This window comes from Gemmatimonas groenlandica (genome assembly GCF_013004105.1).
Classification (GTDB): Bacteria; Gemmatimonadota; Gemmatimonadetes; order Gemmatimonadales; family Gemmatimonadaceae; genus Gemmatimonas; species Gemmatimonas groenlandica.
Map to the genome: position 1 here is coordinate 351,512 of NZ_CP053085.1, position 26,459 is coordinate 377,970.

Annotated in this window: 21 protein-coding genes; 12 read left to right on the forward strand and 9 right to left on the reverse strand. The window is 65.7% G+C overall.

Annotated features, from left to right (window positions below; all coding sequences use genetic code 11):
* Positions 1-53 precede the first annotated feature (53 nt).
* Complete coding sequence (locus tag HKW67_RS01445; RefSeq protein ID WP_171223701.1) at positions 54-2,270, reverse strand: TonB-dependent receptor plug domain-containing protein; 2,217 nt, start codon at positions 2,268-2,270, stop codon at positions 54-56.
* A gap of 75 nt (positions 2,271-2,345) precedes the next feature.
* On the opposite strand from HKW67_RS01445, the gene HKW67_RS01450 reads away from it, so the two are divergent.
* The 3 genes from HKW67_RS01450 (at position 2,346) to HKW67_RS01460 (ending at position 4,448) form a co-directional block, all read left to right on the forward strand.
* Positions 2,346-2,978: a hypothetical protein gene (locus HKW67_RS01450; protein ID WP_171223702.1), complete on the forward strand. Its 633-nt coding sequence runs from the start codon at positions 2,346-2,348 to the stop codon at positions 2,976-2,978.
* A gap of 85 nt (positions 2,979-3,063) precedes the next feature.
* Positions 3,064-3,390: a PadR family transcriptional regulator gene (locus HKW67_RS01455; RefSeq protein WP_171223703.1), complete on the forward strand. Its 327-nt coding sequence runs from the start codon at positions 3,064-3,066 to the stop codon at positions 3,388-3,390.
* On the forward strand, positions 3,387-4,448 hold the full coding sequence (locus HKW67_RS01460) for an LptF/LptG family permease (RefSeq protein WP_171223704.1): 1,062 nt from the start codon (positions 3,387-3,389) through the stop codon (positions 4,446-4,448). The genes HKW67_RS01455 and HKW67_RS01460 overlap by 4 nt, the downstream gene beginning before the upstream one ends.
* Before the next feature lie 19 nt (positions 4,449-4,467).
* On the opposite strand, the gene HKW67_RS01465 is transcribed toward HKW67_RS01460, so the two are convergent.
* On the reverse strand, positions 4,468-4,815 hold the full coding sequence (locus HKW67_RS01465) for a winged helix-turn-helix domain-containing protein (RefSeq protein ID WP_171223705.1): 348 nt from the start codon (positions 4,813-4,815) through the stop codon (positions 4,468-4,470).
* On the opposite strand from HKW67_RS01465, the gene HKW67_RS01470 reads away from it, so the two are divergent.
* Positions 4,814-8,011: a carboxypeptidase-like regulatory domain-containing protein gene (locus HKW67_RS01470; protein ID WP_171223706.1), complete on the forward strand. Its 3,198-nt coding sequence runs from the start codon at positions 4,814-4,816 to the stop codon at positions 8,009-8,011. The two genes, HKW67_RS01465 and HKW67_RS01470, sit on opposite strands and share 2 nt — an antisense overlap.
* Positions 8,012-8,048: 37 nt before the next feature.
* Positions 8,049-8,840: an SEC-C domain-containing protein gene (locus HKW67_RS01475; RefSeq protein WP_171223707.1), complete on the forward strand. Its 792-nt coding sequence runs from the start codon at positions 8,049-8,051 to the stop codon at positions 8,838-8,840.
* 96 nt (positions 8,841-8,936) lie between these two features.
* Here the strand turns inward: HKW67_RS01475 and HKW67_RS01480 are convergent, their stop codons facing one another.
* From HKW67_RS01480 to HKW67_RS01495, 4 genes are all read right to left on the reverse strand, one after another.
* Positions 8,937-9,236 (reverse strand): hypothetical protein, encoded by a 300-nt coding sequence (locus HKW67_RS01480; RefSeq protein ID WP_171223708.1) that lies wholly within the window; start codon positions 9,234-9,236, stop codon positions 8,937-8,939.
* 48 nt (positions 9,237-9,284) lie between these two features.
* A complete protein-coding gene (locus HKW67_RS01485) occupies positions 9,285-11,714 on the reverse strand; it encodes an ATP-binding protein (protein ID WP_171223709.1) in 2,430 nt (809 codons plus the stop codon).
* A 127-nt stretch (positions 11,715-11,841) separates the two neighbouring features.
* Positions 11,842-12,342: a PRC-barrel domain-containing protein gene (locus HKW67_RS01490; RefSeq protein WP_171223710.1), complete on the reverse strand. Its 501-nt coding sequence runs from the start codon at positions 12,340-12,342 to the stop codon at positions 11,842-11,844.
* A 52-nt stretch (positions 12,343-12,394) separates the two neighbouring features.
* Positions 12,395-12,625: a hypothetical protein gene (locus HKW67_RS01495; RefSeq protein ID WP_171223711.1), complete on the reverse strand. Its 231-nt coding sequence runs from the start codon at positions 12,623-12,625 to the stop codon at positions 12,395-12,397.
* 81 nt (positions 12,626-12,706) lie between these two features.
* Between HKW67_RS01495 and HKW67_RS01500 the strand changes: the two genes are divergently transcribed.
* The 6 genes from HKW67_RS01500 to HKW67_RS01525 all read left to right on the forward strand — a co-directional run bounded on the left by HKW67_RS01500 (position 12,707) and on the right by HKW67_RS01525 (position 22,257).
* Positions 12,707-13,579, forward strand: a complete 873-nt coding sequence (locus HKW67_RS01500) for a YihY/virulence factor BrkB family protein (protein WP_171223712.1) — start codon at positions 12,707-12,709, stop codon at positions 13,577-13,579.
* A gap of 58 nt (positions 13,580-13,637) precedes the next feature.
* The gene (gene ku / locus HKW67_RS01505) at positions 13,638-14,468 is read left to right on the forward strand and encodes a non-homologous end joining protein Ku (protein ID WP_171223713.1); all 831 of its coding nucleotides are present in this window, start codon (positions 13,638-13,640) and stop codon (positions 14,466-14,468) included.
* Positions 14,465-16,354 carry a DNA ligase D gene (gene ligD, locus HKW67_RS01510; RefSeq protein ID WP_171223714.1) on the forward strand — a complete coding sequence of 630 codons (1,890 nt, stop codon included), beginning with the start codon at positions 14,465-14,467 and terminating at the stop codon, positions 16,352-16,354. The genes ku and ligD overlap by 4 nt, the downstream gene beginning before the upstream one ends.
* A 170-nt stretch (positions 16,355-16,524) precedes the next feature.
* On the forward strand, positions 16,525-17,139 hold the full coding sequence (locus tag HKW67_RS01515; protein WP_171223715.1) for a hypothetical protein: 615 nt from the start codon (positions 16,525-16,527) through the stop codon (positions 17,137-17,139).
* 194 nt (positions 17,140-17,333) lie between these two features.
* Positions 17,334-20,963 (forward strand): TonB-dependent receptor, encoded by a 3,630-nt coding sequence (locus tag HKW67_RS01520; protein WP_171223716.1) that lies wholly within the window; start codon positions 17,334-17,336, stop codon positions 20,961-20,963.
* Positions 20,964-20,976: 13 nt separating this feature from the next.
* Entirely contained in the window at positions 20,977-22,257 is a 1,281-nt protein-coding gene (locus HKW67_RS01525; protein WP_171223717.1) for a hypothetical protein, read from the forward strand.
* Positions 22,258-22,310: 53 nt separating this feature from the next.
* Here HKW67_RS01525 and HKW67_RS01530 read toward each other — a convergent pair whose 3' ends face one another.
* Positions 22,311-22,667 (reverse strand): BON domain-containing protein, encoded by a 357-nt coding sequence (locus HKW67_RS01530; RefSeq protein ID WP_171223718.1) that lies wholly within the window; start codon positions 22,665-22,667, stop codon positions 22,311-22,313.
* A 136-nt stretch (positions 22,668-22,803) separates the two neighbouring features.
* Positions 22,804-25,893 carry a protein kinase domain-containing protein gene (locus tag HKW67_RS01535; protein ID WP_171223719.1) on the reverse strand — a complete coding sequence of 1,030 codons (3,090 nt, stop codon included), beginning with the start codon at positions 25,891-25,893 and terminating at the stop codon, positions 22,804-22,806.
* A gap of 55 nt (positions 25,894-25,948) precedes the next feature.
* Here HKW67_RS01535 and HKW67_RS01540 point away from each other — a divergent pair, with 55 nt between their 5' ends.
* Positions 25,949-26,191 carry a hypothetical protein gene (locus HKW67_RS01540; protein ID WP_171223720.1) on the forward strand — a complete coding sequence of 81 codons (243 nt, stop codon included), beginning with the start codon at positions 25,949-25,951 and terminating at the stop codon, positions 26,189-26,191.
* Positions 26,192-26,301: 110 nt separating this feature from the next.
* On the opposite strand, the gene HKW67_RS22515 is transcribed toward HKW67_RS01540, so the two are convergent.
* Positions 26,302-26,433 carry a hypothetical protein gene (locus HKW67_RS22515; protein WP_269141210.1) on the reverse strand — a complete coding sequence of 44 codons (132 nt, stop codon included), beginning with the start codon at positions 26,431-26,433 and terminating at the stop codon, positions 26,302-26,304.
* Positions 26,434-26,459: the final 26 nt, after the last annotated feature.

A 26,459-nucleotide genomic window follows, 5' to 3' on the forward strand; every position in this document is an offset into this window, starting at 1 on the left:
CGTCGGTATCGGGGTCTCGGCCTGCGTCGTCGGTAAGTGTGCGGAACCGTCCCCTACTTCCAGCGATACCGCACCGCCACGTTCGCCATGAATCCCTCGAGCGGCGCCCACACGTCCGTCGTGCGCCGGCCGCCTAAACCCGGCGTCGGACGCACGAGGGGGTCGGTGTCGGTTTGTCGCACGTTGAGCAAATTCTCGAAGTTCGCGATGAGTTCGATCGGACCGAGCTGCCGGCCGACGATCGCCATCACGTACAGATAGGGCCTCGATGTGGTGCGGAAGGGGTTGTCGTCGAGCGGCTGCGCACCGAACCACGTGCCCTCGATGCCCCAGCGATACACGCCCGGGCGCTCGATCATGAGATCACCGCCAACACGGTGACGCGTGAGCAGCGGAAGTGCCTCGCGAACGCCTGACGCGACATCGGTCCGGCTTCCCTTCGAATAGCCATAGTTCGCGATGAACTTGCCGGCCGCGAATCGCCAGACGGCAAGCGCTTCGACGCCGCCGACACGCGTGGGTGCCAGCGCATTCCGCAACTCGGCCTGGCCAACCGCACCCGCGACCTCGCCCAGTTGCACGGCGTCGGCAATGCGCGAGCCGTAGGCCGTGAGCAGCACTTCCGCGCCGGCGAGCGAACCGTTCACGTCGACCATCGCGCCCAGGCTCCGCTCGGGATCGAGCGCGCGCGTGGCCCGCACCGCGCGAAGCCCGATCGCGTCCGTCTCCTCCGTTCGGCCAGTGGGTGCCGTGTAGCCCGTGCCGACGCTACCGCGTACCGACCACCCCGGTGACGGACTGACAAGCAGGGCCACTCGCTCCGTGAGTTGCGTGCCCGCGTCGGGATGCGCATCCGCGCGAACACTGCCAGACAGGGTGACCGGCCCGAGCTTCTGCTCGGTGGTGACGAACGCACCCGGCACGAGCCAACGGTGATCGAAGGCGCTGTTCAGCGCGTTCCGATACTGGTCGAGCTGCAGCACGCCGCCGACCACGAATACGCGCCTGGATCCCTCGAACGTACGCGTCGTTTCGAGGAAGCCCGTCGTCGTGCGGTCGTCCTCGCGCGCGCCGGTGCCAAAGGTGCGCGCACGCGCCGTATTCGCCACCGCGAAGCGCAACGACGCGCTGCCTCCGTTCTGTAGTGGAATCCGCGCGGTGCCTCCCACATCTGCGCGATCACTGCGCAGTGCCTCACGGAACGGCGCGCCATTCACCGTGAACGCGCTGCCGACCGAGCCCCCGGTGCGATCATCGTGGCCGGCGCCGGCGGTCAGGAACAGCGAACGGCCGTGCGAGTCCACCGCGCTCAATCGCGGGCGCACGCTCCACCGCGTGGCGCGCGCCTGGTCGGCCCAGCCGTCGTTGTCGACATCCTGCGCGGACTGCGTCGTGCCGGTGCCGAGCAGCGACACGCCCACGCCCTTGCTGAGGCGATGGCTGAGCCACGTCGCGGCATCGGTCACGCCCATCGTGCGGCGATTCAACAGCACTTCCTTGCTTCCCGTGGGCGGCTTCGACACGAGGTTGATTACGCCGCCCAGAGATTGCCCGCCGTACAGCGCCGACGCGGCGCCCTTGATGATCTCGACGCGCTGCAGGTCCACCGGCGAGACATCGAGCGGGCCGAGCGCACTTGAGCTCGCACCATAGAGCGGCAAGCCGTCAGCAAGCATGAGCGTGTATTCGCCTGGCAGTCCGAGAATGCGCACGCTGCCGGTGCCGAGGCCGGGTGCGGTGGCCTGCACGCGCAGTCCCGGCGTCTCGTTCAGCAGCATGCTGATTCCGCTCGGCGCCATCAGTGTCTTCTCATCGACCTCCATCTCGTCCACCACTTCCACACGGATGGGCGACTCGCCAGCCAATCGTTCGGTGCGCGTGGCGCTCACGCGAACCTCGGGCATCGCCATCGTGCTCATGGCATCGGAGCCCGTCGCCGGCGCGCCCATCGACGCCGTGACATTCGCGGTCACGAGGCTGTCCCGCACCACAAGCACGGCGAGGCGGAGTGGAAGGAAACCTGTGCGCGTCACCGTCACGAGCTGGCGTCCTGACGGGAGGGTGAGTCGCGCGATGCCGACGCTGTCGGTGGTGGCGCTGCGTCCCGCGGCCTGCACGAGAAAGCCGGAGCGCATACCCATCGACTCTTGGACGGTGATCTGCACGCGACCACTGTCGGCCGGTTGGGCGCGAAGGGGGGCGGCCAGGCCGACGAGCCACACCGCGGCAATAGAGAGCACGGCGAGCGCCGTGGATCGGGACAGAGGCATGGGAGAATCGTAAGGCCTGCGCCGCGGGTTTGCGTCGCTGTCTATGTTGTCCGGGTACCCCCACGAGGACTTCCAATGCGCGTCCGCTCCCGCCGCCTGGCGATCAGCACCGCTGCCGTCTCCCTGGCCGTCTCGGCCGTCTCCGTTGCCCTGTCGGTGGCCGCGCCGGCCGCGCTGTCCGCCCAGCGCCGCCCCGGCGTGGCGATGGGCTTCTACACCACCACCGGGTTGCTCACCGGTGAGGTCGAAGGAGGAGCGGTCAGCGCGAGCACCTCGCGGGCAGAGGCGCCGAATTTCGCGTTGTCGGCGCTGCTGACGGCCCCGCTCAAGCGCATGCCGAAGCGCGCCTGGGTTGTCGGGCTGCGGGCCACGCCGCTCAACCTGGGCAACAACGGGTCCTGCTACATCGTCCGCGGCAGCGCCGACTGCCAGAATCGCCGCTTCGAGGAGCAGGTGCAGCTCCTGACCGGCGGTGCCTTCGATATCCGCTCCACGGTCCTGCGCGTCATGGTCGGCCCGGCGCTTTTCGGCGTCGAAGGGCAGGGCGGGCGAGTCGGCACCGCGGTGCGCCTCGACTTGGCATCCCCACGACTGCGCGGCTCCACGCCCACGATCTTTTATAGCGGTTCCTTTCTCGGGAGCCAGAGCGGCGAGTCACTTTCGATCGGCACGCTGGGCATCGGCTTCCGCTGGGTGCGCAAGAAGTAGCACAACGCTTGGAACATATAGTATTGACGCATAGTATAAAATAATAGTATTCATGTGTAGTGCAATTTCCTCACCGCGAGGCTCGATGAAGACCCATCTGTTTTTTATCCTGATTTCCCTGGCCGCCGAGCCACGATACGGCACGGCCATCCAGGATGACGTGCGCAGTCTCAGCGACGGCAGCGTGCGTCTGTGGCCGGCCACGCTGTACGGATCCCTCGAAGAGCTGGTGCGCGTGGGTTGGATCGAGGAGGTGGCCGACGACGATCGTCCGGACGGCGGGTCGGGACGCGAGCGCTTCTATCGTCTCACCGGTGGCGGGCGCACCGCCCTAGAGGCAGAGAGCGCTCGACTCGACTCGATGGTGCGGCTGGCGCGTGCGCGTCTCACACCGCAGGGGCTCAGCGTATGAGCGGTCACCACACGTCCGACTCGACGCATCGCGGCTGGCGTCGTGTGTACGGCGCCCTCTCGGTGTTGATGCCAAGCGCGATGCGCGACAAGCATGGCGCGGCCATGAGCGAGCTGTTCGTGCGTGAGCTCGAGCGCAGCGCAGGCTCCGGCCGTGCGGCCGTAATCTGGACCGCGGCCGTTGGCCTCGGCGACTTGGTACAACGCGGACTCTACGAGCGCGTCGTCGAAGAACGCACGGCGATGACGGCACCGAACCGGCAACTGCTCCGACAGTTGAGCAAGGGGTACGTCGTGGCCTTCGTCGCATTAACGAGTGTGTTGCTCGCGACGTACGCGTGGCGGCAGGTCGAACGGTGGAGCGCGCACGCGATTTCGCCGACCACGTTGATCGAGCTCCTTGTATTTGCGATACCATTCACCGCCGCGCTCACGCTGCCCATGGCGATGTTCATCGCCGTACTCTCGACAGCGAGTCGTTCCGCGGCCACGAGTGACGGCGCCGCCGCACGGCTTCGACGAGCACCGTTGATTGGACTTGCCTCCGCCCTTGCGCTGTTCGCCTTTGCGTGGAATGCCGAGGTCGTCCCGCGCGCGAACGCACGGCTCGCGGCGCTGCAGTCGAATCAACCGGTGGCGGCACCCAGCGATCGCACCATGACGTTGGGCGAGCTGCGCACCGCCGCACGACGCGCGGCGCAACGACCGGTGACCGCGGCGGGCACCACGAGGCTGGCGGAAGTGGCGAGCTACGGCATCGAGATTCACAAGAAACCCGCGATTGCGGCGGCGTGCGTGGTGCTCGCATTGTTGGCGCTCGCGATCTCGCAGCGCGCACCACGCGCCGGTGTGATCGTGCAGCTGCTCGCCAGCGGGGTGGTGTTCACGGTCTACTACGCGATCATCATGGCCGGAGAAGCGCTTGCCGAGCGGCTCGTGCTGTCACCGATGCTGGCCATGTGGTCCGCGAACGGGGTGTTGCTGGGCATCGCGCTGCTCGCGATGCGACGACGACGGGACTCGACAGACTGGCGAGGCGTTGTATCCGAGCGTATATAACGCTCGGTACCCGCCCGTCCTATCCCGTCCGCTTCCGAAGATGCCGTTCCAGAAACGCTACGTCCTGCACGGCCGCGCGTCGCAACGTCTCCTCGATCGAGCGGTAGCGTTCGACGATCTGATGGCCAAACGGCGTCAAGGAAGCGCCGCCGCCGTGCACGCCGCCGTGCGCTGCCTCGGTCACGGGCTCTGTGAACATGTCGTTCATCGTCTCGACCAGCAGCCAGGCCCGTCGATACGACATCCCCATCATGCGCGCCGCGCCGCTGATGGAGCCCTCGGCTGCGATGGCCTCGAGGAGCGCGACTTTGCCAGGGCCGAGCCGTTCCGCGTCGTCGAACAAGATGCGTAGGAAGAACGTGGTCATGGCGTGGGATCAGTGGATACGACGTGGAGTGGCGACGGCCATGCTGCTGCCCGTGGTAGTCGCCACGGCGCACAGTCAGAGCGCGGCAAGCGGCATCATCGGCACCGTACGTGACTCAGTGGGCCATCCGATCGATGCGGTGGTCGTGGAGGCGCGCGACGGTACCACCGGATATGTACAACGTGCCGCGACGAACAGCACGGGGCGGTACATCCTGCTCGGATTGCCGCTGGGCGGCCCCTACGTTGTGAGCGCGCGACGCGTGGGCTATATCCGCAGCGACCGCCCCGGTATCACGCTGACCATTGGAGCGCGTGAGATCGTCGACCTCGTGCTCCGCGTAGTACCGGTGCGCCTGACCGAACTGAACGTGCGCGCGGATGCAGAGGCCGGCCGGGAATCGCGAATCGGCGGTAGCACACGTATCGCCCGGGAACAGATCGACGCGCTGCCGATTCCGGATCGCAATTTCTCCGGACTCGCGTCGCTGAGCCCGTTGGCCGGCAATCAGCTGTCGCTGGGCGGGCAGCGCTGGACCAGCACGGACCTGCGCATCGACGGGGCGCAGTCGCGCAATCTGTTGCGCGCCGGAGAAGCCAACGGCGGTCCGGCCGCGATTTCTCTCGAGGCGGTGCGCGAGTTCGAGGTGAACACCGCGGTGTTCGATGTGGGGCAGGGGAGGCAGGGCGGCGGACAGATCGCGGCAGTGACGCGTGCCGGCGCTAACAGCCCCGAAGCCCGCCTGTACACCGGCTTCCGCAACGAACACCTCGCCGCGAGCACCGACTTTCAGGGCCGCAGCCGAGCGGCACGCACCGCACAGACGCTCCAAACGGCGTTGTCGCTGGGAGGGCCCCTCGTGCGCGATCGCGCGCATTACTTTCTCGCCTACGAACGACAGGACGCCAGCGAGCCGCTCACCACGGGCGACGTCAGCACCGCCGAGGCACAGGTGGCGTCCGGCATCGCCCGCGATTCACTGGTGAGACTGCTCGACGTGTTGACGCGGCAATACGGTACCGACCCGGCCGTTTCGCAGACCGGTCAGTTGGGTCGGCGGTCGGTCTCGCAAACGCTGTTCGCGCGGGTGGATTGGCAGCTCGCGGCGGCCCATCGCGCGACGGTGCGACTGACGGCCAGCGATTGGGTCAGCCCACTCAGCGGCGGTGTGGATCAAGCGATTGCCCTGCGCGAGGCGCGTTCGGGCTTTTCGTCGCGCGAGGCACAGCTGCTCTCGACGCTCACGTCGCACCTGGGTGAGCGCACGCTGAATGAAGTACAGATCGCTTTCGGCACCTCTCGTCGAGCGCTCATCCCCGAATCGCCCGGCGTGCCGCGCGGCTTCGTGCAGGTGCGCTCGCTGCTGCCCAACGGCACCACCGGGAACTCCACGATCCAGTTCGGCGGCAACCGGCTCGCACCCGATGAGAGTCGCGAGTGGCAGCTGCAACTCATGAATCGCCTCACCTCGCAGCGCGGGTCGGTGTTGTGGACGTTGGGCACCGACAACTCGTTGGTGGCTACGCGCACGCTCATCGCCGAAGCGCAGGGTGGCCTCTTCGTATTCCCCTCGTTGGCCGCGCTCGAGGCGCGACAGCCGAATCGGTTTACGCGCACCGTGCCGCTTTCCGGCGCGTCCCCGGTCACGCGACAGCGTGTGCTCGAACTCGGCGCGTATGGCCAGGTGGAGTGGCAGGTGACCGATCGCATCACCTGGACGAACGGCATGCGGTGGGACGCGACGGCATTTCTCGACGCACCGGCCGCGAATGCGGCGATCGATAGCGTCTTTCAGGTGCGTACGGCGCGCGCACCGCGTGATCTCGCCCAACTGCAACCCCGCACGCAGCTCGTATGGCGCCTGCAACACGACGCCCGCGACATCATTCGGGTAGGCGCCGGAGCATTCACCGCGCAGCTGCCGTACTACGCGGGGCACAATCAACTGCTCTACACGGGGAGCACGCTGGCCGATATCGATCTACGTGGCACGGCGGTCCCCACACCCGACTTCGCGCGCTATCGCGCCGCGCCGCTCGCGGTACCAGGACTTCCTGCCGGGGCGGTTCTGTCGCCCGCCTACGTGAACGTGGCAGGCGCGGTGCGGGCACCGCGCACCTGGAAAGGGTCTGCGACATGGTGGCACCGCATCGGTGACGGCACGACGGTGACGCTTGGCGTGCAGGCGTCACGCATGCGCGATGGCTACGCCTACGTCGACCGCAATCTGCGCAACGTGCCGGCGTTTGTGCTCACGGCCGAGGGCAACCGTGCGGTGTGGGTGCCGGCGAACACCATCCCTGCAGCCACCGGCGTGACCGACGTGCGGAACGCGTCGCAGCATCCGGCCTACGCGCGTGTCCTCGCGCTCGAGTCGGGTGCGCGTGCGGAACAGGTCGCGGTGACCGGCGAGGTCGCCTTTCGCCTTGGTGATCGCGCGCAGGGCACGATGGGCTATGCCTGGTCGCGCGCCCGTGACAACTCCAGCTACGGCTGCTGTCTGGCGCGCACGACGACCACCTTCACCCCCGTGGTCGACGATCCGCGAGCACTCGGGCAAGCGTGGGGGGTGTCCGATTTCGACGCACGGCATCGACTGACGGGGGCGCTGAGTGTGCGTGCGCCGTTCAAGCTGGCGATCACCGCGCGCTACGTGGGCACCACCGGGCGCCCATTCTCGCTGGTGGTTGACGGCGACATCAACGGCGATGAGGCGAACGGCAACGACCGTGCCTTTCTCTTCGACCCGGGGAATCCGACCACGCCGGCCGATGTCGCGGCCTCCATGCGTCGGGTGCTTGCCAACCCCAACAACCTGGCGCGGCGATACATCGCGTCACACTTGGGGCAGGTCTCGGGGCGTAACACGATCACCACGCCATTCACCAACCGGGTCGATGCGCGCATCGCGCGCCAGTTCCGGGCACGTGGCAGTGGCGCGCTGCGAAGCGCCGAGCTGATCATCGATGTGTACAATGTCGGCAACCTGCTGAATCGACGCTGGGGGGCGCAGTATCTGCTTCCGGTCGGGATTTCGTCGCAGAACCCGGTGGTGAACCGGGTGCCACTGTTGCGCGTGGTCGGGTTCGATCCGGCCACCCAGCGGTATCGCTACAGCGTGAACGAGTCGGCGGGCGTGTTGCCCAAGGGGGGAGATCCGTATCAGGTGCAGATCGGCGTGCGGATCGCGCGCTGAAGGCTGCGCTGAACGGCCGCGCGCTAGATTGCTCCACATGGATCGCAACGCACCCTGCCCCTGTGGCTCCGGCAAGAAGTTCAAGAAGTGTCACGGCGCCGCCGTGCCCCCCGAAGCGGCGGCGCTACCCGCCGAGGCGCGCGCGGAGTGGCTGCGCGGCGACGTCGTGCTGCAGCGCCAGAAGCGCGTGGGGCAGGAACTCCTCGACTGGGCCGAGAAGAAGATGGGCGCCGAGTGGATCGATGCGTCGCTTGACGCGTGGGGCGTGACGGAAGATGAAGACATCGACGAAGGGGTCGCCGATCTGTTCACCACTTGGTCGCTCTTCAACTACGAGCCCAACTCTCTCGGCAGGCCTATCGCCGCCGCCTGGCTTGATGATGCGGCGGGCAAGCGCGCCGATGTCGACACGCGCGCCCTCGTCAGCGCCGCCTTGCGCGCACCGCTTGGCCTGTGGGAAGTCGAGACCGTCGAAGCTGGGGTCGGCGCGACGATCACGGATCGATTCAGCAATACCACCTGCTTCGTCCACGAGCCGGATCTCACGCACGACCTCGGCCCGAGCGAGTTTCTACTCGCCTATGTTGTCGAGGCCGATGGCGTGCGTGTGTTCTCGGGGTTGCACGCCGACACGCTGGTGATCGTCGACGGCAAGGAACTGCTGGCCGATGTGTGCGCCGATGCCGGGGTTGGCGCCGCGCCACTGCCCGCCGAGCTGCAGCGGGACGCGTCGTGGCAGATACGAGTCTCGCGTCGCTTCTCGGAGACGGCGGCCATCGCGTATGACGATGGGGCGCATGAACACGGTGAGGACGACGACATCCGCTGACCGACGCCGCTGAGATCTATGCGGGCTGCATGGGCAGCTGGATCGCCTGGGCACGTGTCCGCGTGTCGTCGTCGGCATCTTCGAGGAGTCGACGGATCAGCGGGATCGCACTGCGCGGCTGACGCGGTGAACCAGGTCGCGTGCGGTCGCCGACGATTGACAATGCAGCGCACGCAGGTGGTGCGCCTCCTTGCTGAGTCGCAGCGCGGCGATCGCCTCGCTCGGCGGCGCCTCGCGATTGGCCAAAAGCACGCCGGCGTCCAGCTCGATGCGGACGGCGCCTTCGCCACGCTGCTCTTGCACTCGCGCAACTAGCGCCGAGAGGCCAGCACCGCGATCGTCGCCGGCGAGGCGACCGAGCAGATCCGACAAGCCGCACGCGAAGGCGATGCGCACGCCCTTCTCACGGCGCGAGCGGAGGCCGCCCTTTCGTGCTCACTGGCTTCACGCGTGCGCCGTCTCATGCCGAACGGCCGCGCGGGCCAGTGACGTGAGCGCATCGAGCGCGATGACACACAGCGCGTGGTCGGCACGCTCACGAAGGCACCCTTCCAGTCGTCCGGCGGCAGCGCTAATCGTCGGAAAGCCGTACCCGCCCGCCGAGCCTCTGAGTTTGTGCGCTTCCACCAGCACGCGATCGAGCTCGCCGGCGTTCCAGCTGTTATGCATCGACTCCACCCGCTCGTCGAGACGGACCAGGAAATCCCCGATCAACTCGCGCATCTCCGGGTCGCCCTCGAACTGACTCGGTAGCGTGGCGGCCACGTCACGGTGCATGCCTGCGTTCGACAGCCAGCGATGGCACGTCCGTATCAGTACCGATCGATTGATCGGCTTTGTCGCATAGTCATCGCACCCCGCTTCGATGCATCGCTCCCGGTCTTCGGACATCGCATGCGCGGTCAGGGCAACGACTGGAATGCTCCAGCCACGTTCCCGCACGGTCCGCGCTAAGCTGTAGCCGTCCAGTTCCGGCATCTGCATGTCGGTGATCAGCAGATCGAACGGCGACGGAGAGCCCTGCTGCGCGTCGAGGAGGTCGAGAGCAATCCGTCCGTTGTCGGCGACGGTGACCTGTGCTCCCGCGTTACGGAGATGGTGCACGATCAGGCGCTGATTGTCTTCTCCGTCTTCCGCCAGCAGGATCCGACCGGACAACGTCGGCGTCTCCGCCTCGGCACCGAGCGGCGCTTGGGTGACACTGCGCGCGATGCACGCCGCGAAGGTATCCAGTCGGATGCTGCCGGGCACCTCATGCAACGGAATCTCGAATGCAAAGCACGATCCGACGCCCGGCGCGGTCCTCTCGAGGTGCACAGCACCGCCGAGGAGTACGGCCAGTCGTTGCGAGATCGTCAGGCCGAGGCCGGTGCCGCCGTGGCGACGGGTCACTGACGCATCGGCTTGCGAGAATGGCTGAAAGAGTCGTGCTGCCTGTTCCGGTGTCATGCCTGGGCCGGTATCGGTCACGGCGAGTCGTAGTACTTCACGGCCGCCAGCAACCGCGACACTCGCGAGGATTTCGACCTGTCCCTGCTCGATGAACTTGACGGCATTGCCGGCGAGATTGAGCAGAATCTGGCGCAGGCGCGTCGGGTCGGTGAGGATGCGCTCGGGAATCGGGGTCAGCACACGCGTCTGCAGCGACACGCCCTTCGCGACGGCCCTTGCGCGCACGATGCTGTCCACGTCGCAGAGGATCTGTGCCACTGAGCTGTCGAGATGTTCGGACACGACCTTGCCGGATTCCAGCTTCGACAAGTCCAGAATGTCATTGATCACGGCCAGCAGGTGCTCGCCGGCGCGTTCGATCGTATCGACGGCCATCAATCGCGGTGAGAGTAGGTCGTCGTTGCGAGACTCCGATTTCACAATGCCGGCGTAGCCGAGAATCGCCGTGAGCGGCGTGCGGATCTCATGGCTCATGTTGGCCAGGAAGGCGCTCTTGGCGATCGTAGCCGCCTCGGCGCGCTCCGTCAGCGCCGTGGCGCGCTCGATCTCGGCGGCGAGTACCCGATTGGATTCGCGCAAACGATCGCTGGATTCATCCGCCTCGACACGCAGTGACTCCACGCATTCCGCCGCTCGCCGCATCTGGACCGCGACGTTCAGAAACGCGCCGTACAGCGCCTCCGACGGCGGCAGGTCGATGGCCCGCTGCTCGATCACCGCCGACTCGAGCTCCGCGCTGCACTCTTCGAGCGCGCGGATGGCGTCCACGACAGTACGCTGCGCCGCCACCACGTCGTCGGTACTCGCATTCTGCCGCCCTTGCCACCCCAGTTCGCCGAGTGTCTTGAAGACAACCTGCGTCTGCTCGGCCTCCATCTCGAGGCGCCACGCCATCAAGGCGAGAATGGTCGACTCGACCAGCACGAATACGATGTGCACGGCGAGCATGTACAGTCCGGCCGTGCCGGACATCGCGTTCACCATGACGTGCACGCCCGGCATGATCTGCTGTGCGTAGAGGAACAGCGTGTGGTGTACGGCGATGGCCGCCGCGGCGATCAATGGCAGGCGCCAGTCTCGATAGACGAGCAAGAGAGCCAGCGCCGCGAACACGTGGAAATGCAGCTCGGTCAGACCATGCGCAAGCTGAATGAACAGCGCCGAGTATAACATGTACGCGACGCTGACCACGATGCGTGTCGACGACCGTCCGGGATGCTTTCTCGTCAAGGCGAAGGCGAGCGCCGAAGTCGGCGCGCCGAACGCGAGCGCGATCGGCCAATCGCCATAGATCGACGCCAGCAGGCACGCGACCGGAAAATGCGCCAGCAGCAGGACGCCGTTCAGGTGATCGGCACCGGCTCGACCAACCCGAAGGAGGTCGGACGTCACGCTGGACGGACGAAGTGTGGCGCTGAGCATGGGGCGGTCGGGATGCGGCTAGGGAGCAATGGAGGCCGCATCGCCCCAGAACCTTTCGGCGAGATAGAGGATCGGCGCGGGGACGCCGAAACCTGAGGCCGTTCGTCCCCGCGACTTCCCGTCCGCCCTACAGAAGCCGCTCGTCGGGGCGTTCCACCCGACGCGGGTCGCCGTCCGCGAGTGGAGCGATGTACGGCGACGCCTCCCGCCCGAAGCGACGTGCGCCGAAGAAGCTGCTGTCGTCGAATGCATACAGCTCGTCGACAGGCGCATCGGGAATGCGCTCGCCGTCATACGTCGGGAGTGCTCGAGTAGCGGCGGAGCTCAGTTCAATGATCACGTCATCTTCGTCTTCATCGAGACGCGCGGACTCGATAGGAATCAGAACGCGCCGCTTGGTCTGCTGTGCGACATCGTGCAGCATGACCTCTCCGTCGATGTATCGCACGCGCATGAGACTCGTATCCACGACGAGATCCTCGACCGTGCCGATCTTCTCTCCATCGAGTGTGCGCAAGTCCCACCCGCGGATATCCGGGTCGCCGTCGGCTACCTCGAGGTCCGACGCGTCCTTGAGATGAACGAGCCGAGGGCGAGGCGTCTCTTCGTTGTGCCTGGTGGAATCCATGGTGCTATCTCCGTGCGGTAGGATGAGCAAATGGCGGCGATACGCCGTCGGGCTATCGCGCTGGCGGTACCTGCATCGTGTCGGTACGGATCACGGCGCTGTCGCGCGGTGAGGCGAGCGTGCCGGCGGCACTGTTGGTGTCGTAGGCACCCGTACGCTCTGCTGTAGAAGCGTCGGGCGTGCTTCTCATCGCCACGAACCAGATGAGTGCACCAAGCAGGAGCACACCAAACACCCACGGTAACCACGAGCCGCGCTTCTCCGTGATGTTGATTTCGGCCACTTGAACTCCTTTGTGAGGTGAGCCCGCACCGAAGTGCAGGAATCATGCGAGGCGGCACGTCCGTTGCACACGGGGTCACACATGCTGCCACTGCTCAAGCAAACCGTCGTCGACTTCTTCAGTGACAATGCGCCGCGCCACGGAGCCGCGATCGCGTATTACACACTCTTCGCGCTGGCTCCCGTGCTGCTGCTGGTGATCGCGGTCGCCGGATTTGTTGTTGGTGAAGACGTGGTCCGCAGTGAACTGCTTACGCAGATTGCCGGACTGATCGGACGCGACGGCGCCGTCGCGGTCGGCGCCATGCTCGAGCGCGCCGGAAAGCGCGAGGCTGGCGTATTGGCCACCGTGCTTGGAATTGGCGGGCTCGTCTTCGCTGCGACGGGTGCCTTCCTTGAACTGCAGGCGGCACTCAACATGATCTGGCGCGTGCGGACAACGGATTCAGGCGGCATCGACGTACCGCAGATTGTCCGGCGTCGACTGCGCTCGCTCGGTGTTGTCGTCTCGATTGGATTCCTGTTGCTGGTCTCGCTGTCCGTGAGCGCGGGGGTCCGACTCGCCATCGCATACATGAGCCGCTTGGCGCCGGGTCTCGAAGCGTTTGTCGCAGTCATCGATCAGCTACTTTCGGTCGTAGTAAGCAGCGTCCTGTTCGGGCTGCTGTTTCGCGTGCTTCCCGATGTTCATCTGCGGTGGCGCGATGTGGCGGTGGGCTCTACGGTTACCGCCGTGTTGTTCGCGATCGGACAGTGGCTCATCGGGCTTTACCTGGGCAACAGCTCGCTGGCCTCGCCGTTCGGAGCCGCCGGCACCGTCGTCATCCTTCTGGTGTGGGTGTACTACTCGGCGCAGATCGTGCTGTTCGGTGCCGAGTTCACACGACTGTACGCTGAACGCGCCGGCAAGCGGGCCCCGCTTATGGCAGGGGCTGTGCGCACGGCGGCACCCTGAGCTCGCCTGCGTCCTGCGGCGAGTGTACGCACACGCTCCCTTAGCCGAGACAGTCGATATGGCTCCGATCTGGAAGGGCAGTATCAGTTTCGGATTGGTCAACATTCCAGTGGAGCTCGCCGCCGCGGTGAGAGCGGACAATATCTCGTTTCGCATGCTCGACGCCGAAACAGGATCGCCGGTGAAGTACGAGCGAGTACGCGCCAGCGACGGATCGCCGGTGCCTTGGGAAGAGATTGTGAAAGGGTTCGAGTACGCGAAGGGACAGTACATCGTGCTCACCGAGGAAGACTTCAAGAAGGCCGCGCTCGAGTCCTCCAAGACCATCGACATTTGCGACTTCGTCGACGCCAAGGAGATCGACCCGAGGTTTTTTGAAACGCCCTACTTCATGTTGCCGAGCAAGGGGGGTGAGCGGGGCTATGCCTTGCTGCGCGAAGCGATGCGGGAAGGCGACGTGGTGGGCATCGGCAAGATCATCATGCGTAAGAATCAGCATTTGGCGGGGATTCATGTGGTCGGAGATGCGTTGGTACTCGAGCTCATGCGATTCTCCGCCGCGGTGGTGGATGCCTCCAAGTACACCTTCCCGCCGGCCACGGCCGCCCGTCCGCAAGAGCGCAAAATGGCCGTGCAGCTCGTGAAGAGCATGCAGGCGCACTTCGACGCGGAGAAGTACACCGATGACTATCGGGCCAACCTCATGCGCATCATCAAGGCGCGTTCGAAGGGCAAGCCGATCAGCTTCGACGCTCCACCGCCTGATGCGGCAGATGGCAAGGTGCTCGACCTGATGAGCATGCTGAAGCAAAGCCTCACCAAGAAGTCCGGCGTCAAAAAGGTGGCCGCGCGAAAGGCCGCCACGAAGAAGGCCCGCAAGTCCGCATGAGGGCGACGTTCGCACCGATGCTGGCCACGTCGGGAACCGTGCTCCCCGCGGCTGACGGTTGGGCGTTCGAACCCAAGTATGACGGGATACGGGTGATCGCCGTGGCGTCGAGCACGAACGTGCAGCTGCTATCGCGAAACGGGATCGACAAGTCCGCGCAATTCCCCGAGGTCGTGGAAGCGCTGCAGGCGTTCGTGGGGCGCCGGCGCAGCACCCTCGTGCTGGACGGTGAGCTGGTGGGAGTGGAAGGCGGCGCCCTCGGCCGTTTCCAGTCAATGCAGGCTCGCGTGCATGAACGCGACGCGCAGGTGATCGCCACGCGCCGGTCGGCCCAGCCGGTCGCGCTCATGGTGTTCGACCTGCTGCACGATGGCGCGCGATCACTCGTTGATGCGCCATGGCGTAAGCGGCGCGTCGCACTCGAGCGGCTATTCACGGTGCGTGCGGTGTCCGGCGGCCGCGCCCTCGGCGCGCTTCGACTGGGCGATGCCGTCTTGCACGACCATCACGCGCTGTTGGCCCGGGCGACGGCGGAAGGCTGGGAAGGCATCATGGCCAAGCGCGCGGATGCGCCGTATGCCGTCGGTGTGCGTTCACGCGACTGGCTCAAGCTCAAGCTGGAGCGTCAACAGGAGTTCGTGGTGGGCGGCTGGACGGAGCCGCGGAACAGCCGACCGTACCTCGGCGCACTCCTGCTGGGATACTATCGGGACGGGGCGCTGCACTACGCGGGCCATGTCGGCACAGGGTTTACGCACGACGAGCTGGCGTGGCTGCACGCTCACCTGAAGCGCCTTGAGCGCGGGTCAAGTCCATTTGTCACGACGCCGGCGGCGAACGCCACCGCACACTGGGTCCGGCCGATACTGGTGGTCGAAGTCCGCTTCAACGAATGGACCAACGATGGTCACCTCCGACAGCCGGCCTATCTCGGCGTCCGAACCGACAAGCGTGCGCGCGATATCGTGCGGGAGGCGGTTATGCCACGAGCGACAGCGACACCAAGCGCCGACGCCGAGGTGCAGTTCACCAACCTCGACAAGATCTTCTATCCCAAAGCAAAGAAGACCAAAGGCGACATGGTGCGGTACTACACGACCATCGCGCCGCTATTGCTACCCTTCATCGCTGACCGGCCGCTGGTTTTGCGGCGCTATCCGAACGGCATCGGTCAGCCGGCATTCTTTCAGCAGCGTGTCGCCAAAGGGGTGCCGTCGACCGTGCGCACCGAGATGGTGCCGCAACCCGACGGCTCGAGCGAGCGACGCATCGTCGGTGGTGAGCTGACCACGCTGCTGTATTGTGCGCAGCTCGGTGCCATCGACGTGAATCCGTGGCACTCCCGCGTCGCGACGCTGTCGGCTGCCGACTATTCGATCATCGACCTCGACCCCGGCGAAGGCGCCACCTTTCGTCGCGTGATCGACGTGGCGCGCTGGACCAGGGAGGTGATGGACGAGCTCGGGATCGCCGGCGCACTCAAGACGTCGGGAGCGAGCGGCCTCCACATCTACCTGCCGCTCCCGCCGGGCACGAGCTACGACAGTGCGCTGCTGTTGGCAAAGGTGATCGCGACGCGGGTTGTGAAAGGGCACAGCAAGCAAGCGACCGTGACGCGCACCGTGAGTAAGCGCGTACGAGGCAGCGTGTACGTCGACTACTTGCAGAATGTGCAGGGCAAGAGCGTCGCGTCGGTGTTCAGTCTGCGCGCGCAACCGGCGGCGTCGGTGTCGACGCCGCTCAGGTGGGATGAGCTCACCAATGATCTCGATCCCCGTGACTTTACGATCGACACCGTGCCGTCGCAGGCGGCTACGCGCGCGACGCTCTGGTCGCGCACGCTGGCGACGCCGAATGACCTAGAGTCGCTTCAATCGGCCTGGTGAACCCGCGGCTCCAGCGCCCGCACGGCATCCCGAATCGGGACGGCGGTCGCGTCAGCGACGAGGTGCAGCACGAGGAGCCCAAAGGCGGACACGAACGGCATCTTGGGAATTTCGTGGGGAATGACGTGAATGGATTGGAGAACGGCGGATGTGCGGGCGATACTCCCTGCATGGCGTCGTTCGTTCTGCATACCCCGATGATTCATTCCGTGCGCCGGCTCAGCGCGCCCGGAACTTTTCCCGTGTTTGCGCCCGGCGATGGTGTCCAGTTTCAGGTGGCGGGCGGACCCGTTCGCGGACGCGTGACCGGCATCGACGCGCAGGCCCGAAAAGATCTGCCGCTCGGCACGCCCTATCGGCTCAACGTCATCGCAGCGCCGCCGCAGAGCGGCTACGCGGCGGGCACCGACTGCACCATTCGCGCGGCCTGCCTCGAGCTGGATCCGACCGCGCCGCGCTACGCCGAATCGCTGGCCGCCGCATCCACCGTGACGGTGGCGCCCGAGCTGGCACCCCTGATGGCGCCGGCGCGTCCCAGCGTACCCACCTTTCTGGTGGCCTTCATGCGCGAGGGGGGCAACTACCCGATTCAGGGCACCTTGCTCGTACAGGGCGCGACGCTCGACGCCGCCAACGCGGCTGCCACGGCGTATCTGAACGACGAACTCGCGACGGACGTGGCGGAGGGCAGGGAGCTGCCCGACGCGATGGTAATGCTGCTCAACGCGTCGGAAGTGCCGACGGCGGCGGCCGATGTCGCCGTGGTCGCGTCGGTCAGTTGGTAGCGGTTCGTCCCAGTTTTCTTCTGCCAGCCGACGGAGTGGCGGAACAAAGGGTGTGATCTGCGTTACAAGGCGAGGCAACCCAGTCCAGTCGACTCCCGCCTTTTATTGCCAGACCAATGCCTCTCGCTCCGCGTACGCGTGTCCGTTCGCTATGGTTGTTGTCGCTGCAATGTGTCTCTGCGCTGTTTCTCCTCGTGGCTGTTCCCGCCACGCTGTGGGCCCAGCAAACGGCCGATGTCATTCGTGGTCGGGTCAGCGGCCCTGACAGTTTGCCCATCGTGGGTGCGCAAATCACGGCGGTGTCGTACTTCGGGGGCATCACCAAGACCGCCCGCACCGACAAGAACGGTCGATACTCCATCACCTATCCGAACGGCGAAGGCGACTACTGGCTGTCGTTCGCCGCGATCGGCTTCCAACCTCGCCGCTTCGAGATCAAGCGCGTGGCGGATGAAGAGGTGCTGTTGGCCGACATTCGCCTCTCGAACACCCAAACGCTGGCCACCGTCCGCGTCGCCGCCTCTGGACCAGCGCAACCCCCTGGCCGATCCGACGCGGCCAACCAGTCCGACGTTTCCGGCGCCGACCGATTCATGGGGAGTGGACTGTTGTCCCCCGAACAGGCCGGCAATCTCGCCGCGATGGCCGCCACGTCGCCGGGGATCCAGCTCATTCCGGGCATCGACGGCAATCCCGATCGCTTCTCGATCTTCGGCCTCGACGGCGCGCAAAATAATTCGGCGCTGAACGGGCAGCAGAACGGCATCAGCAACATTCCGCGCGATGCGGCCGTGTCGACGCAGATGCGCGCCGGCTACGATGTCGCGAACGGGGGATTCAGCGGCGCGCAGGTGAACGTCAGCACGCAGTCGGGCACCAACTATTTCGCCCGCTCCCTCAGCGGTCTGTTCAATGCCCCGCAGGCCCAGTGGAATGATCGCGTCGGACAGGCCTCGCAGTATTCCAACGTGTCGGTGGGCGGACGCTTCTCCGGTCCGATCGCCATGGACCGCAACTTCTACAATCTTTCGTTTCAGTTTGACCGACGGGCGCAGGAGCTTCCCACGCTGCTGTCGTCCACGCCGGTGGTCTTTCAAAGTGCGGGCATCGCCAGCGACTCGGCGGCACGGCTCACCGGCATTCTGTCGCGTCTCGGGGTGCCGCTCAGCGCCAGTGGACTCGGCCGCTCTTCGCCTCGCACCACGGCCTCGGTGCTGGGCAGTCTGGATTGGGCGTCGAAAGCGCCAACGAGTGGCAACGCCTTCAATCTCGCGTACAACCTGACGTACAACTCCGGCGGACCGCAGGGCACCGCACTCGCCTCGCAGACGCCGGCATCGCTGGCCTCGAGCACCACGGCCAGCGGCGGACTGCAGTTGCGGCATACCAATTACTTCGGCTCGGGCGTGCTCACCGAATCGATGTTCAGTGCCACGGCATCGCAGCTCACCAGCGACCCGTATCTCGCACTGCCGGGCGGCACTGTTCTGGTCACGTCGACGCTCAATGACGGTACCGCGACCGCGCGCTCGCTTTCGTTCGGCGGAGGCGCGAACGCCACCAGCAATCGGTCAGCGTCGGTCTCCGCACGTAACATGCTGTCGTGGTTCAGCGACAACAGTAAGCATCGCATCAAGCTGATCACCGAATTGCGACTGGATCAGAACAACACCGAGCAGGCCTTCAACCTGCTGGGACGTTATAGCTACCAGTCACTGGCTGATCTTGATGCGCAGCTCCCCTCGTCGTTCAGTCGCTCGCTCAATCCCGTACGGCGTAACGGTTCGGCGCTCGTCGGCGCGATCGCCGTGGGCGATGCCTGGCGGCCGAATCAGGATCTGCAGGTGCAGTATGGCGTGCGCATCGATGGCAACCGATTCCTCACCACGCCGAACGACAATCTGCTCGTACTCGACGCCTTCGATGTGTCGAACGCGCGCGTGCCGAACGGCGTCTATGTCAGTCCGCGGCTCGGCTTCTCCTGGTTGTACGGCAAGGCGCCGCAGATCGCCTACTCTGGCGGCTTCTTTCCTGGTCCCCGCGCCACGATTCGCGGAGGCATTGGTGTCTTCCAGAACATGCGCGGCCCCGACCTGGTGAGTGGTGCCATCGCCAACACTGGGCTCGCGGGGTCGGCGCAGCAGCTCAGTTGCACCGGCAGTGCCACTCCATTCGTACCCTGGGATGCGCTCCAGTCAAACCCGGGAGCCATTCCCACCGCTTGTGCCGATGGCACGTCCGGCACGGTGTTCTCCAACGCCCTGCCCAGCGTCACGTTGTTCGGGCGCAACTACGCGCAGGAGCAGAGCGTGCGCTCTAATCTCAGCTGGTCCGGAGCGGTGCTGGACAATCGCTTTTTTCTCACGGCGAACGGGACGTACTCGTTCAATCGTCATCAGGCCGACAACGTCGACCTGAACCTGCGGACGACGCCGCAGTTTACGCTCGTCAGCGAAGGGGGGCGGCCGGTGTTCGTCGCGCCCAGCAGCATCGATCCACGATCCGGCCTGCTGGCGGTGCGCGATGCCCGTGTCTCCTCGGCGTTCAATGCAGTCACGCAGCAGCGCTCTGATTTGCATTCGCACAGCCAACAGCTGTCGGTCAACTTCTCGCCGTACTATACCACGCCTCGCACGTTTCGCTGGTCGTTCGGCTACGCCTTCCTGCGGCTCAACGAGCAGTATCGCGGGTTCTCCAGCGCCATCGGGGATCCGCGGTCGATCTACGCCGGCCTTGGTGCGGCGCCGCAGCACGACATCTCGTACTCGTTGGTCTACACGCTCGCGAACTCGGTCACGTTCACGTGGGGAGGACGCGTCACCTCGGGGCAACAGTTTACGCCCGTCGTCGCGGGAGACGTGAACGGCGACGGCCGCAGCAATGATCGCGCGTTCGTGTTCGACCCGGCTACGGTCGGCGATCCCGTGCTCGCGTCGTCCATGCAGTCGTTGCTGAGTGGCGGATCGAGCGCAGCGCGCGAGTGCCTGTCGCGCCAGATTGGGCGCTTCGCGGGTCGCAACAGCTGCAGTGGCCCGTGGACCACTGGCAACACCACGCTGCGCATCGCGTTCAACCCGGCACGGATTCGATTGCCACAGCGCACCACGCTTTCGTTCACCGTGTCCAACCCCATCGGCGCGGCCGACTTGATGCTGCACGGCGATCGCAAGTTGCGCGGGTGGGGGCAAGCGCCGTTCATCGACCAGTCGTTGCTCTTCGTGCGCGGGTTCGACCCTGGCACGCAGCGCTTCAAGTATGAAGTCAATCAGCGCTTCGGCTCCACCCGTGCCGCCCAGACTACTTCGCGAACGCCGGTGGTGCTGACGATGCAGATGGCCATCGATCTCGCCCCGTCGCGCGATTGGCAGAATCTTCGCCAGCAACTCGATCGCGGCCGCAATCGCGGGGGCGTGAAGATGTCGGAGGCCCAGGTGCGACAGATCTCGGGCAACTTCTTCCCCAACGCGATGTCGATGCTGCTGCAGAACATGGAAGAGCTGCATCTCGACCGGCGTCAGGCGGACAGTCTCGCCACGATGAGTCGTCGCTTCACCAAGCTGGTGGATTCGGTGTGGACGCCAGCCGCGAAGTACATGGCGGCGCTGCCCAAGGACTACGATCACACCGAGGCCCGCCGGCGGCTGATCAATGCGCGTGAAATCGCCGTGGGCTACCTGCTCGAGGCCGCTCCCAACGCCAAGAAGATGCTCACCAAGGGACAGTTGCGCATGCTGCCGCCGTACATCGCCAACATCATCGAACCGCGCTATCTCGAGCTGCTCAAGTCTGGGCAGGCCGGCAGCGAATTCGCCTTCTTCTTCTAACCGGAGTACTCCCATGACGCCTGCTTTCTCGCGCGCGCTCGTCGGCGTGCTCCTCTCCACGACGTGTGCCACGCTGCTTGGCGCGCAGGGACCCGCTCCGTCATCGGGCGCCGCGCCTGCTTCGGCCATTCCGATCCGCGCACTCGGACGCGTGGTCAGCTCCGATAGTGCGATCCTGATGGGCGTCGCGTCGGTGCGTCATCTGCCCAACGGCGGCGTGATCGTGAACGACGCCACTCGTCGGCAGCTGGTGCTCTTCGACTCCACGCTGCGCACGCACAGGGTCATCGCCGATACCTCCACGAACTCGCCCAACAGCTACGGCCTGCGCGGCAGCATGGGCGGACTCATTCCGTACGTCGCCGACTCGTCGCTGTTCGTCGATACCGAGTCGAGCGCGTTCCTGGTGATCGATCCGACCGGTCGGTTCGTGCGCGTCATGGCACCAACACGCGCCAACGACCTCTTCTTCGTGGCCAGTGGCGGATTCGGTGCGGCCGGTTTCGATCCGAAGGGCCGCATGATCTATCGCACGCAGCGACGGTCGCCGAACAATGACTATTTCTCCCAGCGCGATCCCACCGGCAAGCCGCGCGTGGTGGAGATGCCGGACTCGGCGCCCGTGTTGCGCATGGACTTCGACAAGCGCACCGTGGATACCATCGCGCTGCTGAAGGCGCCAACGTCGAAAATGGTGATCGTCGCCACGCAGAACATGATGCTGACGTACGAGGTCATCAATCCGTTGCCGCTCGGTGACGAGTGGGCCATGCTGCCCGACGGCACCATCGCTATTGTGCGAGGGCAGGACTACCACATCGATTGGCGGGCGCCCGACGGCAAATTGTCATCGTCACCGAAGATGCCATTCGACTGGCGACGATTGCCGATCGAGGAGAAGGAGGCGCTGATCGATTCCGTGAAGAAGGCGAACGCGGAGCGCGAAGCCAAGCTACCACCGCCTCCTCCGCCGACGCCTGGTCAGCCCGTGATGCCACGTCGACCGTTCATGACGCTGGAGCCCAAGGAGTTGCCGGACTTCTATCCAGCGGTTCGACAGGGACAGGTGCGTGCGGACGCGGAAGGCAATATCTGGATTCTCCCCAGCACGTCGGCGGCCGCCAAAGACGGCCTGCTGTATGACGTGGTGAACCGCGAAGGACGCATCGTCGAGCGCGTGCAGCTGCCCGCCGGCAGGACATTGGTGGGATTCGGCGCCAATCGCACCGTCTATCTACAGAACGTCAAGGGGCCGGGCCGCGCCACGGTCGAACGCGCCGACGTCGTGCGCTGAGCGCAGTGACGAGATGTGTCGTACCGTGAGACAGCCCGACCCCGAAGCCGGCGTTACTTGACGACCAGATTGTTCACGACCGTGTACTCCGGCGCCTTTGTCTTGGCGACGACTTCCGCACGAGCCTTCTGTGCTTCGCTCTTCACGCTGCCGTTCAGCGTGACCGTCTTCGTGTCCTTGTTCGTGTCCACATTAATGTCACCGGCGTCTACAGTCGCATCGGCCATCAAGGCCGACTTCACGTCGGCGGTCTCGCCGGCCGCGTCCATAGCGGCGCCGGCGCTGGACGCGGCCTCGCTCGTCGCTTCGGCGGCGTTCTTCGTGTCTTCCTTGGCGCCGTCAGCCGTGTTGCCACAGGCGGTCGCAAATACAACGGTGGTGGCGAGCAGGAGCTGTGTGATGCGTGTCATAGGTGACCCCGGTGTGCTGAAGTTTCACAGGCAATGGTTCGGACACAATCTGCATATGCAACAGCCGTGCCCGCTCGTCACGCCAATGGCCGGGTTCGCCTAAGCTGAGCGCGTCGCGGGAGCGTCGAGCGCGTGGCTAGCCCGCGATCATGGTCAGCACATCGCCAGGCGACATGTCGCGACCCGCTGCCACCAGCGCGTCCAATAACTCCTTCCCGATCGTCGCGCGCGCGGCGTCTACCTGACCGCCCATCTCAGGCCCCATCGGATGGACGACCACCACCCCGGTGCGTTCGGTCATCGCCTCGGCGGCGGCGGCGATCGTCACCGCACGCTCGGCCCGACCGTCGGCCGCTTCCGCCGCCGCCAATCCCGTCAGGGCCAAGCCGATGCCGCGCGCACTGCCGACTTCGTCATACACGCGGAGTGACCGACGGAAGGCCTCACGGGCAACGGGAATACGCGCCGCGCCAAGCGCCGTCCAACCAATCTCGCTGTGCACCCGAGCGAGCTCCGGTCGGTCGCCGACCCGCTTGAACGAGTCGAGGGCTTGCCCGTAGAGCTCGAAGGCACGCCCGACTTCGCCTTTCGCCGCCGTCATCTGCGCGAGAAAGCTGAGCGCCAGTCCGCCGCCTTCGTAGTCGCCGATCCGTGTTTGAATTCTTCGCGCGTCCGTCAACATCTCGAATCCGGCATCGAGCGCGCCGGAGATAAAAAGCAGCAGGCCCTTCATCGACATCGACAGCGACAACAGAAAGTCGTGCTGTGCACGCTGGCTGACCGCAATCGCCTCATCCAGCGCCCGGCCCGATTCGTCCATACGACCGCTACTCAAGTGTCCATAGCCAACGCACATATGCGCCTCGGCCATCAGCGCTTCATCGGACAGGGCGATCGCGTCGGCCAACGCCCGAGCCCACTCGTCGAGTCCGCGATCCATCTCGTCCGTGTTCACCGACACCATCCCACGCGCCAGTAATGCCCTTGCACGTCCCCTGCTCGGCGCGCGGCCGACGGCCATCGGCATCAAGGCATCGATCGCCTCACGGGCCGTGAAATGCTGTCCGCCGATATGCCAGAACCAATTGAGCGATCCGCAGAGCATCAGCCCCCGTTCGACGGCATCAGGCGCATTAGACCCGTGCGCTTGCTGCGTGCGCGCGTGCGCCGTCCGTGCCTCCCGCGTGAACCAGCGAATTGCCGCGTGCATGTTGGCGTTGTCGCGGCGCGCACGCTGCATCGCGTCGAGCTGTGCCGTTCCGGTGATGTCGGTGTTCACGGCCTCGGCAAACGCGAGGAACACATTGGCGTGGGCGCGTTGTACGTCCTCCGCTTCGCCGCTTGACTGCAGCGCTTCCGCGGCGAAGGCACGGATTGTCTCCAACAGCAAATAGCGCTCGCCCGTGCCCACGACGCGCACGAGTCCCTTCTCGACCAGCGAAGTGAGTTCATCGAGGGAGCGGACCCGTTCGCGCGTGGTGTAGCACACCGCGTCCATCTCCTCCAGTGTCCAGCCGTCGGCGAATACCGACAGCCTGCGCAGCAGGCGCTGCTCTCCCGCATCGAGCAGCGAATAGCTCCAGTCGATCGTTGCGCGCAGCGTACGCTGACGCACCGGCAGATCACGATCGCCCGAGGTGAGCAGATCGAGCGCGTCGTCGAGGCGCTTCAGCAGCGCCGCCGGTTCGAGAATGCGAATGCGGGCGGCAGCCAGCTCGAGGGCCAACGGCAGGCCATCCAGCCGGACGCAAATGGTCGCCACGGCCGCGCTATTGGCGCTCGTCAGCGCGAATGTGGGTTGAACCTTCACGGCGCGCTGCACGAACAGCATCACGGCCGGCGACTGCATGACGTCGTCAACGAGCGTGGCATCCGCCTCGGGGAGCGCCAAGGGCGCGAGTGCGAGCTCACTCTCCGCGCCAATCTTGAGTGGCGCGCGGCTGGTGGTGATCACGCACACGCCGGAGCACCGCGACACCAGCTCGGCGATGTCGCTGGCCGATTCGAGCACCTGCTCGAGATTGTCGAGGAGCAGCAGCGTGCGGCCGCCACCGATCACGGTGCCGATCGCATCCAGCGCGGAGCGACCCTGTGCTTCGGCGATGCCCAGTGCGGTGGCCACCGTGGGAATCACGTCACTCGCCTGAGACACGGCCGCGATAGACACAAACGCGGACCCATCGGGGAAATCACCCTGCAGCTGCGCAAAGAGTTCGATCGCGAAGCGCGTCTTGCCCGTACCACCGGCACCGGTCACCGTCAAAACGCGTGCACCACCCTTCACGCGCTGCACGGCCTGCACCAGCGCGGATTCGCGCCCGAGCAACGCGTTGGCTGGTGTCGGTGCCGGTCGCGAGATCGCCGGTGCCGCGCGCGCGACGGTCGCCGTGGGATGGCTGCCGCTCGCGCGCGTGAGCGCCCGGCGCCACTCCTCGACCGACGGAAAGCGGTCGGCGGGCGCCTTCGCCAGCGCGCGTTCAATCGCGTCGGTCACGGGCCTCGTCACGGCCGCACGGAGCGTCCCGAGCTTCGGCACGGGCTCGATCGCGTGACGCATCATCACCGCGATCGCCGTCGGGCCTGAAAACGGTGGTGTGCCGGCCAGCATCTCGAACACGATGCACCCCAAGGCGTAGAGATCGCTGCGCGCGTCGATCACATCGCCGCTCGCCTGCTCGGGGCTCATGTATGTCGGCGTGCCGACGGCCATGCCGGCAACCGTGAGCTTCTCATCAGCCGAGGCGCCGACGGCCTGCGCGATCCCGAAGTCGGCTACGATCGCGTGGCCGTTCTCGATGAGGATGTTCTCCGGCTTAATGTCGCGATGAATGACGCCACGCCCATGCGCATAGCTGAGCGCGTTCGCGATCTCATCGGCGTACCGGAGCGCGTCTTCAATCGGCAGTTGCCCGTCGCGCGCGAGGAGGTCACGCAGGCTCTCGCCCTCCACGTACGGCATCACGTAGAAGAGGAAGCCGGCTCCCTCGCCGGAGTCGTACAACGGCAGAATGTTGGGGTGTCGCAGTCCGGCCGTGGTGGTGATTTCGCGCAGGAATCGATCGTGGCCCAGCGTTGCAGAGAGCTCGGGACGTAGCACCTTCACCGCCACCTGACGTCGGTGGCGTACGTCCTCGGCGAGAAACACGGTCGCCATACCGCCGGTGCCAATCTCGCGCTCGAGGCGGTAACGGTCGGCCAGCGCCGACGACAAACGGGGATCGATCATCCGTGATACTGCGCGCCCCGACCGACGGACGCAACAAACGGAATTAATGGTCCTCGTGGCCTCGATTACCTTTCAAGGTGTATCGACGTGGCGTTCGGGCACCTGCCCGCGCTCCACGTCGCCACCGGAGCCGAATATGAAGAAGAAGCACAACACCGCCGTCCCCGACTTCTCCCGTAAGCGTCCGGTTCCCGGCACGCCGTCCACCGCCGCCGGGGAGAAGTCGACGCAGCCGAGCCCGCGTCAGCCGCAGAAGCCGCCAACCACGGCCAAGAACGGCGGTCGTCGCGGGACCTGATCGGGCCCCGCGGCGGCCTCCTGGGCTTGGCGCGTTCTGTTTCACTGACGCCGACTACGCCTGGCCATGATGCACTGCTGCGTGCCAAGTGGCGAAGCAGCCCAGGCGCTTCACTTGCTGAACGGCACGAAGTCGGCAGGCGCTGAGCCGGTGTCGGTGTTGTAGAAATTCGTGAAGAAGCCGTCAAGAAAGGCCACGCGGTGGCCTTTCCCGACTCGCCGAAGCCGCGGCGGTCGTAACATGATGACCTGGGCGCGCGGCCGATGAG

What these genes read in the sequence shown, in the direction of transcription:
- HKW67_RS01455 (WP_171223703.1), top strand. Translation starts at nt 3,064, where the DNA reads ATGAAGACCCATCTGTTTTTTATCCTGATTTCCCTGGCCGCCGAGCCA.
- HKW67_RS01525 (WP_171223717.1), top strand. Translation starts at nt 20,977, where the DNA reads ATGACGCCTGCTTTCTCGCGCGCGCTCGTCGGCGTGCTCCTCTCCACG.
- HKW67_RS01530 (WP_171223718.1), bottom strand. Translation starts at nt 22,667, where the DNA reads ATGACACGCATCACACAGCTCCTGCTCGCCACCACCGTTGTATTTGCG.
- HKW67_RS01515 (WP_171223715.1), top strand. Translation starts at nt 16,525, where the DNA reads ATGGCGTCGTTCGTTCTGCATACCCCGATGATTCATTCCGTGCGCCGG.
- HKW67_RS22515 (WP_269141210.1), bottom strand. Translation starts at nt 26,433, where the DNA reads ATGTTACGACCGCCGCGGCTTCGGCGAGTCGGGAAAGGCCACCGCGTG.
- HKW67_RS01450 (WP_171223702.1), top strand. Translation starts at nt 2,346, where the DNA reads ATGCGCGTCCGCTCCCGCCGCCTGGCGATCAGCACCGCTGCCGTCTCC.
- ligD (WP_171223714.1), top strand. Translation starts at nt 14,465, where the DNA reads ATGAGGGCGACGTTCGCACCGATGCTGGCCACGTCGGGAACCGTGCTC.
- HKW67_RS01475 (WP_171223707.1), top strand. Translation starts at nt 8,049, where the DNA reads ATGGATCGCAACGCACCCTGCCCCTGTGGCTCCGGCAAGAAGTTCAAG.
- HKW67_RS01490 (WP_171223710.1), bottom strand. Translation starts at nt 12,342, where the DNA reads ATGGATTCCACCAGGCACAACGAAGAGACGCCTCGCCCTCGGCTCGTT.
- HKW67_RS01535 (WP_171223719.1), bottom strand. Translation starts at nt 25,893, where the DNA reads ATGATCGATCCCCGTTTGTCGTCGGCGCTGGCCGACCGTTACCGCCTC.
- HKW67_RS01485 (WP_171223709.1), bottom strand. Translation starts at nt 11,714, where the DNA reads ATGCTCAGCGCCACACTTCGTCCGTCCAGCGTGACGTCCGACCTCCTT.
- HKW67_RS01470 (WP_171223706.1), top strand. Translation starts at nt 4,814, where the DNA reads ATGGCGTGGGATCAGTGGATACGACGTGGAGTGGCGACGGCCATGCTG.
- HKW67_RS01445 (WP_171223701.1), bottom strand. Translation starts at nt 2,270, where the DNA reads ATGCCTCTGTCCCGATCCACGGCGCTCGCCGTGCTCTCTATTGCCGCG.
- ku (WP_171223713.1), top strand. Translation starts at nt 13,638, where the DNA reads ATGGCTCCGATCTGGAAGGGCAGTATCAGTTTCGGATTGGTCAACATT.
- HKW67_RS01465 (WP_171223705.1), bottom strand. Translation starts at nt 4,815, where the DNA reads ATGACCACGTTCTTCCTACGCATCTTGTTCGACGACGCGGAACGGCTC.
- HKW67_RS01500 (WP_171223712.1), top strand. Translation starts at nt 12,707, where the DNA reads ATGCTGCCACTGCTCAAGCAAACCGTCGTCGACTTCTTCAGTGACAAT.
- HKW67_RS01460 (WP_171223704.1), top strand. Translation starts at nt 3,387, where the DNA reads ATGAGCGGTCACCACACGTCCGACTCGACGCATCGCGGCTGGCGTCGT.